General features: G+C 64.0%; 11 protein-coding genes, 1 tRNA gene and 1 other RNA gene. 6 read left to right on the top strand and 7 right to left on the bottom strand.

Features of this window, described 5'->3' with window-relative positions; translation table 11 throughout:
- Positions 1-94: 94 nt before the first annotated feature.
- The 3 genes from VKF82_04500 to VKF82_04490 all read right to left on the bottom strand — a co-directional run bounded on the left by VKF82_04500 (position 95) and on the right by VKF82_04490 (position 2,015).
- Positions 95-277, bottom strand: a complete 183-nt coding sequence (locus VKF82_04500) for a hypothetical protein (protein ID HME81316.1) — start codon at positions 275-277, stop codon at positions 95-97.
- Positions 278-362: 85 nt separating this feature from the next.
- Positions 363-1,097: a hypothetical protein gene (locus VKF82_04495; protein ID HME81315.1), complete on the bottom strand. Its 735-nt coding sequence runs from the start codon at positions 1,095-1,097 to the stop codon at positions 363-365.
- Between the two features lie 156 nt (positions 1,098-1,253).
- A complete protein-coding gene (locus VKF82_04490) occupies positions 1,254-2,015 on the bottom strand; it encodes a hypothetical protein (GenBank protein ID HME81314.1) in 762 nt (253 codons plus the stop codon).
- Between the two features lie 210 nt (positions 2,016-2,225).
- Here VKF82_04490 and VKF82_04485 point away from each other — a divergent pair, with 210 nt between their 5' ends.
- Positions 2,226-2,870 carry a hypothetical protein gene (locus tag VKF82_04485; GenBank protein HME81313.1) on the top strand — a complete coding sequence of 215 codons (645 nt, stop codon included), beginning with the start codon at positions 2,226-2,228 and terminating at the stop codon, positions 2,868-2,870.
- Positions 2,871-2,924: 54 nt separating this feature from the next.
- Here VKF82_04485 and VKF82_04480 read toward each other — a convergent pair whose 3' ends face one another.
- Entirely contained in the window at positions 2,925-4,469 is a 1,545-nt protein-coding gene (locus tag VKF82_04480; protein ID HME81312.1) for an APC family permease, read from the bottom strand.
- Positions 4,470-4,598: 129 nt separating this feature from the next.
- On the opposite strand from VKF82_04480, the gene VKF82_04475 reads away from it, so the two are divergent.
- The 3 genes from VKF82_04475 (at position 4,599) to VKF82_04465 (ending at position 5,993) form a co-directional block, all read left to right on the top strand.
- Complete coding sequence (locus tag VKF82_04475; GenBank protein ID HME81311.1) at positions 4,599-5,060, top strand: DUF4352 domain-containing protein; 462 nt, start codon at positions 4,599-4,601, stop codon at positions 5,058-5,060.
- Between the two features lie 44 nt (positions 5,061-5,104).
- Positions 5,105-5,177, top strand: a tRNA-Ala gene (locus tag VKF82_04470).
- Positions 5,178-5,291: 114 nt separating this feature from the next.
- A complete protein-coding gene (locus VKF82_04465; protein ID HME81310.1) occupies positions 5,292-5,993 on the top strand; it encodes a hypothetical protein in 702 nt (233 codons plus the stop codon).
- Here VKF82_04465 and VKF82_04460 read toward each other — a convergent pair.
- Positions 5,990-6,385 (bottom strand): cupredoxin domain-containing protein, encoded by a 396-nt coding sequence (locus VKF82_04460; protein HME81309.1) that lies wholly within the window; start codon positions 6,383-6,385, stop codon positions 5,990-5,992. The two genes, VKF82_04465 and VKF82_04460, sit on opposite strands and share 4 nt — an antisense overlap.
- Positions 6,386-6,437: 52 nt before the next feature.
- Entirely contained in the window at positions 6,438-9,098 is a 2,661-nt protein-coding gene (locus VKF82_04455) for a zinc-dependent metalloprotease (GenBank protein HME81308.1), read from the bottom strand.
- A 90-nt stretch (positions 9,099-9,188) separates the two neighbouring features.
- Between VKF82_04455 and VKF82_04450 the strand changes: the two genes are divergently transcribed.
- Positions 9,189-10,238, top strand: a complete 1,050-nt coding sequence (locus VKF82_04450) for a DUF2600 family protein (protein ID HME81307.1) — start codon at positions 9,189-9,191, stop codon at positions 10,236-10,238.
- Between the two features lie 14 nt (positions 10,239-10,252).
- Positions 10,253-10,622, top strand: an RNA gene (gene rnpB, locus VKF82_04445) — RNase P RNA component class A.
- 36 nt (positions 10,623-10,658) lie between these two features.
- On the opposite strand, the gene VKF82_04440 is transcribed toward rnpB, so the two are convergent.
- The gene (locus tag VKF82_04440; protein HME81306.1) at positions 10,659-11,060 is read right to left on the bottom strand and encodes a DUF2203 domain-containing protein; all 402 of its coding nucleotides are present in this window, start codon (positions 11,058-11,060) and stop codon (positions 10,659-10,661) included.
- Positions 11,061-11,125: the final 65 nt, after the last annotated feature.

The following is an 11,125-nucleotide window of genomic DNA, read 5'->3' as shown; positions in this document are numbered from 1 at the left end:
GCCGGAGCCATCAAGGCGCCGATCGCGAGTGTGGCGAGCATAACGCGAGGGATTAGCCTTAGACGCTGGACGGCACGCATGCTTTCTCCTTTGCTTAGCGCGGGAAATCGTAGAAGAAGTGGTTTGCCTCGCCTTCGTTATGTCCGCCGAGCATCGACGCGAGACGCGGCGCATTGCGCAGCAGATACCAGTCGCCGAGATGATCGAACTTGCGACACGAGCGCCCTTCGTTGCGTGCCGGAATGACTATCGAAAATCGCGCGGTGCGATCGCTCATGCACTACTAGTATCGGGGCCGCGCCGCGAAAAGACAAGGGCCGCGGCGTGCCGCGACCCTTGTCCACTTGCCCGTTGGCTCTCCCTTAGTGGTTTTTCCAACTATTCGACGGTGGTCCGGGGTGTTTCACATCCGGGATGTACCCGTTGCTTGCGGCGCAGACGGTGGGTCCGGCCACGTTGCCGAACGCTGATCCGACGTTAAACGGCCCGCCAGACGCTCCGCCGATCAGCGAGATCGGGATGAAGACATTCACCACGCTGCCGCCCGCTCCACCGGTGATCGTCGCCTCGCCGACCGGAGTCGCTTCGAACCCAGTCGCGTTCGAGAAGATCTCCGCGGTGCCATCGGCGTTTATCGGCGAAATCGTGCCGAGATCAACCGTGTAGTCGACGCCGGGCCACGTCCCGTTTACTCCACAATAACCGACGAGTGCCCCGGTGGCCGGGTTGTTGTCAATGTCGATTTCGATCTGACCGCACAGTTGCGTGGTGAGGGTGCAAGTGGAGCCAGCTGGCGGCAGACTCGGGAAAGCGGTATCATCTGGTTGGCCGGCGTTCGGCCCAGAAAACTGCACGAACGCCCCGCTGACCACGAGCTCAGTGTAGGCGGCACCCGGTGGTCCTATGCGCTGCGACTGTAACGTGCTGACGTCCCATTGGTACACTACGCCCTGAACGGGTGAGACAGTGGAACTGCTTCCGACCACCGGCGCCGGGATCGCGGGGGCGGCGGGTAGGGTCGTGTTGCCGGTGGACGAGCAAGCGAACAGCGCGACACTTGCAATAAGCCAAAATACCGGCGTTATGAGTCTGCGCACAATTAAACCTCCACGGGACGCAGAGTGACGATTGCGATTAAAGGTAGCTTCTTCCGCGCATGGCGCTCCCCCTTGACACAGTTGCCCTCCGGTGGCGGCGTCACGAAAAGAAAGGGCCGCGGCGTACCGCGACCCTCGTGTCCTGGCTCGGGCGTCTTATGGGTGGCTAAACGAGCGCGACGCGGGTCCATTTCCTCCCAGGAAGTCGGGGATGAATCCCGTGTTGGCAGCGCAGTCGTTTGCAAACCCAGCGGTGCCCCACGCCACACCGACGTTGAAGGGACCGTTTGCGCTGCCACCGATGAGCGAAATCGGGATGAACACGTTCACCCCACTTCCGCCTTGGCTGACAGTTACGGTTGCGTATCCGACTTGCATGGATTCCAAAACGCCACCGGTGCTCGCAAAAACTGGCGCTTGGCCGGTACCGTTGAGGGGCGCATCTGCACCCACATCAACGACATAATCGGTTCCGGGGTAGGAACCGTTGGCGCCGCAAATCGTCACGTTGTTGCCTGTTGCCGGATTGCCATCCGTATCGATGTATATCTGGCCGCAGAGTACCGCGTTTGACGCGCTGACGACGCAATCTGGACCACCAGCCGGCGTCAGACTTCCGCCTGCTGTGCCATCGGCCACGCCGTCGGGGTGTTCAAATGCCGTGCTAACGACGATTTCCGTATACGTGCCGCCCGGGGGACCGATGCGATTCGCCACAATGCTGCTGATGTCCCAAGTGTAGCCCGCGGCGTTAGGAGGTCCGCCGTCGCCCGGGTCGCCGGCCGCGACGGTGTACTGGCCGATCACCGGCGCCGGAATGGCGGGGGCGGCCGGTAGGGTTGTGTTGCCGGTCGACGAGCAAGCGAAGAGCACGACACACGCAAAAAGCGAAAGTGCCGGCGTTATGAATCTGCGCACGATAAAACCTCCACGGGACGAGGAGTGACTAGGCGGCGGTTCGCCATGCGGGCCGCGCTCCCCCCTGGGGCCTTCGACCCGAAAATGTCGCACGAGAGGTCCCAACCCGCGGGCTGTCTTCGCCGCGCGCAGCAAAGGGCTCATCCGAACGAGCCTTCGCAACGTTAGCTAACTGAACAACCCTACACCCCTGCAAGGAGCAATAAGGGCATGATCATCTCCAAATTTGTCGCGGCGCTCGGAGCGGTCGCGATCCTCGGCGCCGGCTCGGCCGCACTCGCAGCCGGCACTGACACCGGCCAAGACACCACGGTGAACGGCGAGATGCACGGTCGCTTCGGCGGCCCGGTATACAACGGGCCTCCCGCGCTCGACGTCACGGCCGCGCTCGTCAAAGCGGGCGGCGGCGCAGCCAACTACTCCACCGCCACCGCGCTCGTCAGCATGGTCGGCAAACCGACGGTCGACGCGGAAGTCGCCAAACTGTCCAAACAGTACGGCGCTGACGCGGTCACCCTGTGGCTCAAGACGTTCGACTTCGCCGTCGACGACTCGCTCAAGATCGCAACCGCGGCCGGCATCAAGCTGCCTGCCCCGGCGCCGCTCGAAGGCAAGGCGCTGGCGGAAGGGCTCATCAAGGCCGGTACCGACAGCCAAGGGTACTTCCAGATCGAGTTGCTGCTCGACAAGGCCGTCTCGCACAAGATCCACGTCCAGGTGATGAACGACATCGACGCGGATCCGAGCCTGGGCAAGAAGGCCGACCTCCAGTACCACGAGATCTCGAATCAAGCGTTCTACGATGTCGCGCAAGCGCTCGGCATGACCAGCGTCAAGCTCGCTCCGGTCCATTAGGCTCGGGCGCGAACCACGACCCGAAGAGGACGGCTGCGGCCGCCCTCTTCTTCTTCACTTGCCACGAGCCGCGATGCACTCGCGGTACTCGTCGAGCATCTCAAGCTCGCCCGCATTGGCGAGGGTGTCTTCGTGCAGCTTCACCCAATGGCGCGGCACGCTGCCGAAGACCGGGCGCTTCGTGCGCGTCCGATAGATGGCGAAGAAGACGATCCCGAGCAGCACCCAGGTCGGCCCGGCGATCCGCCCGATCGGATGCGTGAGCAGCGTGAAGATGAGGATGGCGAAAATGCCGGCCAGGCCGACGAGCGAGAGCGCCGAGACCGGCGCCGTCCGCCCACCGACCGTCACCGGGAAGTTGAGCGGCATGCGGAACCGCCTGGGCGCGCACGGATCGGTGAATCGCAACGTGATGAGCGCGACGAAGACCAACGTGTACGAGAGCGCGGCGCCGAAGGCGTACAGATCCAGCAAGAAGTTGATCGCATCGTCGCCTTGCCTGTACGCCGCGAGCAGTTCGACGAGCGCGACCCCTGAGAAGATCAGAATCGTGACCACTGGCGTCTTGGTCTTGCGGCTGATCTGCTGGAAGAGCGAGGGCAGCAGCTGGTACTTGCCCATCGAATAGGCGATGCGCGATGCGCCGAACACCCCGGAATTGCTGGATATCATGAGCAGGAACGCACCGACGGCAGGCACGATGTACGCGAGCGCTCCGCCGACGTACGGCAGCATGCCCGCCAGCAGCGCGATCGCCTTGTCGTTGTTCTGGCTGTTCCCCAAAAAAGCGAACAGCGGAGTCTCGTGACCGTTCGCGTCGATCGGTCCGTGCATGCCGAGCACCAGATTCGAGTAGGCCAGCGCGAAGATCAGAATGGTCAAGATGAGCGCGACCGACGTGCGCGGCATGACCGTCGACGGGCGCTGCGTCTCTTCGGCGGCCTGCGAGATGCTCTCGAGGCCGACGAACGAAACGATGGCGAACGACACGCCCTTCAGCAGATCGTTGGTGGTCGGCCAGTGCTGTTGCATCGTATGCACGAGCAGCTGCGGGTGCCACGCGAACAGGAAGCCGCAGGCCAAGATGAACGTCTCGACGCATACGTCGACCGCCGCGACGACTTCGTTGACGCGCGACGACTGCTTGACCCCGATCACATTGATGTACGTCAAAAAACCGGCGACCGCCAGGACGCAGATGAAATAATAGATGTGATGCTCGGGCGAAGCAAGCCATGGGATCAACTTGGGAGAGCTCACGTAGCCGATGGTGAACCACGCGAACAAGCTGATGTCGATCGTGAAGTCGAGCAGTACGGCCCAGCCGGCGACGAAGCCCATGAAATCGCCAAGCGCTCGAGTGACGAAGAACTGCCCGCCGCCGGCGATCGGGTATGCGGCGGCCAGCTCCGTATATGCGAGGCCGATACACACATAGACGAGTCCGGCGAAACCGAACGCGATGTTCGAGGCGCCCGCCGCGATGCCCACGACCGCGCCGAGCGCGACATAGATGTCGGCGCCGACGTCGGCATAGCCCCACGCGTACGAACCCCACGTCGTCACGGCGCGACGCAATTCGCTGCCGGTCTTTGCCACGCTCAGAAGCTCCCTACGGTCGCGCCGTGGTTTCGGGCGCTCCGTGGGATTTCCCGCACGCATGGCCGAAGCGATTCAAATCGAGGTTTCCTGTTCATCGCACCCGTTCGCGCAATGAGGGATGTCAACATGGACCGGACCATCGCCGCTAGCAGCGCTCTCGCTCTCCTGATCGTGCTCTCCCCGGCCTGCTCCAAGAAGGAAGCGACTACGACGGCGCCGGCCGCCGCGTCGCCGCAGGCCTCCCAGGCCGCGCTGCCGATGCGCAAGGCGGTCGACCTCGCATTTGACGACGTAGCGGTGACGACCGGGGGTGCGGCGTTGCTGCGGTTGGGCTTCTCGATCCACAACATATCGAAGGACCCGGTCCAGTGCGATCCCTCTGAATTCTCGATCGCGCTTTCCGACGGCACCGTGATCACCGCCGACCAATCCGCGGAGAACAAGTGCGATCCGGACTCGCTCGACCCCGGCGTCACCGGCAAAGCGGTCGTCTACTTCGATCTCAAGCCGGGTTACACGGGACCGATCACGATGTCGATGACCGCGAACGACGCGATCGTCGGCAAAGGCGACACGACGGTCAAGTAGAGCGGGAGTCGCAAGGGCGGTGCTTGAAAAAGGACCGCTCGCTCGGGGGATTAGCTCAGCTGGTAGAGCGCTTGCATGGCATGCAAGAGGTCAACGGTTCGACCCCGTTATCCTCCACAGATTATCCGAAATTTCCGGGTCTTTCGTTTTAGTCCACCAGTCCGAGGACCTTCGAGTGTCACACGCGTAGTGTGACGCTGGGGGACCGGGCTGTCTTATGGGATTAGACGAATGCCTGGTGGGAACGCGGGCGGTGAACCGCAGGTCCAGTTACAAGAGATATTAGGACTGCTCTTCGCTGTCCTCTGCGGCTTGATGCTCGGACTCGCGGCGGCACCCTCCATCCTGCCGATGCTCGGCTTCTCAGGTTTCGCCCCTTACGTAGAGCCGGGCACAGCGATCCAAGGTTCCAACCTGCACGGCAAGCACGTTCCCACGGTCGGGCACGTCGCACGCGCCAGCGCGCGGCAATCGCACGCTTCGGCGGCCCAGTTGCGCGGCCACCGATCGCTCGCCAACCGATTCGCCTCTGCGAGCGACGCCGCGAACACGGATATCATATCGCAGGTACGGGCGTTCCTGACGTTCCAACCCAACCTGCTCTACGGGTTTGGACTGCTCGCCCTCGCGATGGTCTTATGGCTGCGCCGCGACATGTTCGCCGTGTTCCTATGCCGGTGGGCGAAGGACCCGCGCCAATGGCGCGACACGGCGACACCCGCCGTCGTCAATGCGCGGTGCATCTTGCATCTCGAGGGGAACGCCTACCAGCTGGGCGCCGAGTTCTTCACGCAGGCCGTTGAAGTACGGATCTCGCCGTTGTTCGTGCGCGTGAACGCGCGGGGTTCTGATCGCGCGATCGTCCTGCCGCGCCGCATGCCGCGTCTGGCCGCGTCCGGCCGCTCATCAACGCGCCGCGCAGCGGCGAGCTAGGGCGAGGGACTCGAAGCGCTGCCTCCGGTGACCGTGATCTCGCCCTTCATGTACGGCGCGTCGGAGCAGTTGAACGGGTACTTGCCGGCCTTGACAAGCGTCACGCTGAAGACCATCCCGTAGCCCAGGAATTGCGGCGCAAACGCACCCGTCGTCGATGCGACCGTGTGCGACGCGGTCGTGTCCTCATTGCGGAATGCGACGGCCGTCCCCGATGTCACCGTGATGTTCGCGGGCACGAATCCAAACGTGCGAATGACGATGAGATTGGGCGGCGTCGAAGCCTGCGGGGGCGGCGTCGGGGCGTCGGCCACCGCGTTGCCCGTGCCGGCGACGATCGCCGCAGCGAGCGCGGCCGCGCCGAACAAAAAGGAGGGCAGTATGGTACGCATACGGTCCTCCTTTCCGGTTCCTGCGCGGTGCGTCCTCGCGCCGCGACTGCAGCTACGGCGCCGGTGTGATCACCTGAGCGCTAAGCGCTCGGTCGGCCGTGCTGCGGATCGCCTCGAGGTTGGCCTGCGTGACCTCGTCCAGGTTGTCGCGATTCAGCGTCTGCGTGATCCTGGTCGAAAGCGAGGCCAGCTGATGGCGGGCCAGGGCGCGCGCGTCGCTCGGCGTGCCCGGATCGGGGCGCAGGGCGATGTGCGCGAGCAGGTCGGCGTAGCGGTACTGCAAGCTGCGCTGCACCGGCCCGATGGTCGTCAGCCCGCTCTTCGCGAGGTCGCCGTAGACGCTCTGATACGTCCAGTCGAACAGATCAGCGAGGCTCATGGTCTGCCCCGGTTTGGACGTACGCAGCTCCATGCTGTCAAGCCGCGCCAGCACGTTGGCGTCGAACATGCGGCGCAGCACGAGCGTTTGGAAATTCGTGATCGCGACCTCGAGCGGGAAGTCAAGCCTGCCCGTGTCGTTCGGATCGCTCTGCCAGTGGTTGTAGCGCGTGGAACCCATGCTGTTCAGCAGCTGCGGCGAGATGCCGAACGCCGCCTCGCCGAACACGTAGTGGTCCAGCAATTCGTACGCTTGCCGCTCTTGCGTCCGCGGCATCGGGATGAACGGCGTCTTCGCGTTAGGATCGTTCTTGTGATTGCGCGTGAAGTACTCGCCCCCCATATACGTCGTCGCATACAGCGTGTAGCGGTACCAGTTGGCCAACACCGTCGCGACGTCGCGGCGCACGATCTCGTAACTATCGCCCGACTGCGGGCGGCGCGTCAGCAAGAGGTTGAACATGCGCTGGTCGATCGCGAGATTATTGCGTGCGAACAGCAAGGGATCGTTTGTGAGGTCATACGGGTTCGCGCGCGGATCTGTCGCGAAGCCGTTGACGAATTGCGCGTCTTCGTCGGTCGAATAGTGGAGATCCGGCTGGGTATAGGTCGCAGCAAGCCCGCGCAGCGTCGGCAGCTCCTGCTCGGGTGAGCTTGCGGAAATCTGCTCGTACCCGTACTTGATCATCGCGTAGTCCCACGGGCCGAGCGTGAGCATGAACAGCTCGCCCTGCGGCTGGCCGTGCGGCGACAGATTGACCGGCGTGTATGCCATGACCGAACCGACGATCCCGTGGGAGCGTGCGAAGGTCTTGCTCTGGACCTGCGGCATCGTGTAGATGACTTCCGATCCGAAGTTGTGGCGCAAGCCGAGAGTGTGTCCGAACTCGTGCAGCACGATCTGCTTGATGGAATCGTTGGTATACTGCGATGACGGTTCGGCCATGCGCCCGTCAAGCTGCATCGCCAGGACCGCCCAATCGCGCTGATTGGCCACCTCGGTGGCCAGGTCGCAATCGTGCATCTGACAGGCGAAGCGCTCGGCAGCCGACGCGCCGCGCGTCGGATCGATGATCTCCGTGTAGCGCAAGTTATACGCGCGAACGATGTTGGCGTCCATCACCACTTCACCGCGGAAGATCTCCCCGGTGAGCGGGTTGGTGATGCTCGGCCCGAATGCGCTAAACGCCGGGATCGACGTCGTCGCCCAGCGCACGATCGAATAGCGCGCGTCGTCAGGATCCCAGTTCGGGTCATCCGGCTGCTGGCGCACTTCGATCGCGTGGGTGATGCCGACCGCTTCGAATGCTTTGTTCCATTCCAGGATCGCGTCGCGCACGGGCGCGCGATACGGCACCGGTACTTCGTTGAGGATGTAGTACACGATCGGATTCTTGGCCGGCGAGACGCGCGCGTTGGGGTCGGATTTCTCGACGTTCCAGCGGTTGATGTAGATCTCAAAACTGTTGTCGCCGTACTGCTGGTTGTCGTACTGGCGCCGCGCCGTCAGGAAATAGCCCACCCGGTCGTCGGCAAGGCGCGGCCGGTAGCCGTCGTCTGGCAGCTCCAAGATGCTGTCATGGATCTTGAGGAAGAGATAGCGAGAGTCGGGGACCGCGTCGAGCGTCGGATCGCCTGTCCCGGAGCTCCATGTCAAATCCGTCTCGACCTCGACGTTCTTCGGAAACGCTTTGCTCGGCCCGTAGTAGCCCAGCGTGGGGTTGAGCGAGTAGCGCGCGAGCGGGGACGCGAATGGGTTGTTGATCAGACTCGTGACATCGTTGATATCCGTCAACAGGAAGTCTGCGGGGATCACGACGTTGCCCGTCGCCTTATCCACCGAGGCGATGGCGACAGCGGCGATCGCCGACGGCGGATAGGAGTTCGCGACGCTGAGCGCGGCCGGCGTCCCCGGCTTGGCCTTGCCGTATGGATTGTCTTCGAACACGATGACGCGCTCGCCGGTGCGATGGAAACGCAGCAGGTACGAGCCGAAGGGCACGCCGGAGACGAGGAAGCGCTGCGCATCCATGCCGTCGACAAGGGTCGGCACGAGCAGGTAGGGAGTGTCGAACTGCGCCGCGGCGAGTTCGAAATAGACGCGCCCGCTCTTGCGCCACACCGTGAATAGACCCGGCTGCGATTCTGCGTTCTCTTTGAACCTCTCGTAGGGGGCGCCGACGACATCGCCGGCCGAGACCGCCGACGGCGACGGACTGCCGACCGGCGTGATCGAGACCGGGATGGCGACCACGTTCGCGGACCGCGATGGCTGCGGTGACCAAGAAATGACGAACATCGCGATGCACGCGAAGATCGCGGCTGAGTAACGCAACGAAGGAGACCTCCCTACAAAGCCCTGCCGGCGCCGTGAATGTGGCTGCGGACTACGACGCGCGCAGGGCTGCGACCTTGAACTCGTCGTATGGGCACTCGCGTGGATAACCAGACGGTCGCCTTGGCGCTGCGCTTTCTCACCGCCGTCGTGCCCAAGGCGTCGTCGCGATTGCGCGCTTGGCGCACGCGCGCCGGCGCGATCCCCGATCCGTCGCTACGCCGCGAAGCGCTCTCGAGCATCAGACACAAGGCCTTTCACGTGCATGGCGGCTGCGTCTTCGCCACATTCTTGCCGGCAGCCGAAGCGGCAAGCTTCGTCAAACTCGTGGCAGCCTACGAGACGGCGGTCGACTACCTCGATAATCTATGCGATCGCATCGGCGCGCAGGACGAGGCCGATTTCCGCGCGTTGCACGAGGCGCTCGCCGACGCCGTGACGCCCGGGGCGCCACTGCGCGATTACTTCAGACATCGTCGGGTGGCTGACGGCGGCTATCTCGCCGCTCTTGTCGCTGAATCGCAGGCGAGTTTCGCCGGCCTGCCTTCCTACGGCGCCGTCAATGCGCTGGTCGCAGACATCACACGCCGCTATTGCGAGCTGCAAGCGCTCAAGCATCTGGCTCCGGGCGAACGTGAGCGCCGATGCGAAGCCGCATTTGGGAACGTCGCCCCCGATCTCACATGGTTTGAGGGCGCCGCGGCCAGCGGCTCGACGATGGCGACGTTCGCGCTCGCGCACGCGGCGTTCACCCGCGGTCTGCCGGCCCTGCACGCCCAACAGATATATGACGCGTGCTTCCCATATTTCACCGGATTGCACATCCTGCTCGACTACTTCGTCGATCAGGACGAAGACCGGGCTCACGGTGAGCTCAACTTCGTCGCCTGCTATCCCGACGCGGGTGCCGCGCACGCGGGCATCGAGCGGATCGCGCGCATCGCGCAGCAGCGCCTGACGGCGCTGCCCGACCCAGAGCCCCACGTGTTCGCGCTACGCGCTATGTGCGGCTACTATTGCACTCGCCCGACGCTCTCCAAGTCCGCGCGCCAGGCGGCGCTGGAGATCCTGCGCCACGCAGGTGTCGATCTCGACCCGCACCCGTTGCTCAAGCTCTACACGCGCATGGCTCGTTCGTGATATAATCCACGGGCCGAGCGTGCCGGACGATCGCGGGCGATTCGATCGCTTGAGGAAAGTCCGGGCTCCATCGGGCGAGGGTGCCAGTTAACGGCTGGTCGGGGCGACTCGAAGGAAAGTGCCACAGAAACATACCGCCCAAGGCGCAAGCCTCGTGGTAAGGGTGAAATGGTGCGGTAAGAGCGCACCGGGGCCGCCGAAAGGCGGCTGACGGGCAAACCCCACTCGGAGCAAGACGGTTGGGATCGTCTCCGCAAGGAGGCGCCGGCGGCCCGCCGGTTCCCACATCACGTCGCACCAGGCGTCCGGCGACGGACGTCGCAGAGAGATGATCGTCGCGGCTCACGCCGCTACAGAACCCGGCTTACAGGCACGTCTCGGCATATTCGAACGCCCGCGCTCAAGAGCGCGGGACCACATCTACGTGGTGCGTCTGCGCGAGAGCGGCTTGCGCGCCGCAAAGCCCTCTTCGACGCCATGCCAATGCGCGATTGACGGCTCATCCATCTGCCAGCACAGGTTCACGAGTTGTCCGCCGCGCAACGCGGGAAAGTCCACCAGTCCCAGATCCAGATCTTTGACGATGCAGCCGTGCCGTTGGATCGCTTCGATGCGCGCGCCGATCTCCTCGTGCAGCTCGCGCGCTTCGCGGCGCATCACCAACGAGTCGCGTCCTTCGCTCGGCGTCGCGGCAAAGCCGCGCGCGACCTCGGCCTCGAGCATCGCGATGGCGTAGTCGCGCCGCCGGCGCGTCACCTGTTCCAGCAGCGGCTTGATGATGGGCAACAGCGCCGTCGCCTCTTCAAGCCTGAATATCTTCACGGGACCCCGCTTCGCCCCACCCCAGGCTTCTTCCGCTGCGGCGGGGCAGAGCCGCGCCGACCGCC

The organism is Candidatus Eremiobacteraceae bacterium (genome assembly GCA_035314825.1).
Lineage (GTDB): Bacteria > Vulcanimicrobiota > Vulcanimicrobiia > Eremiobacterales > Eremiobacteraceae > JAFAHD01.
This window is presented reverse-complemented; position numbering and strand designations above follow the sequence as displayed.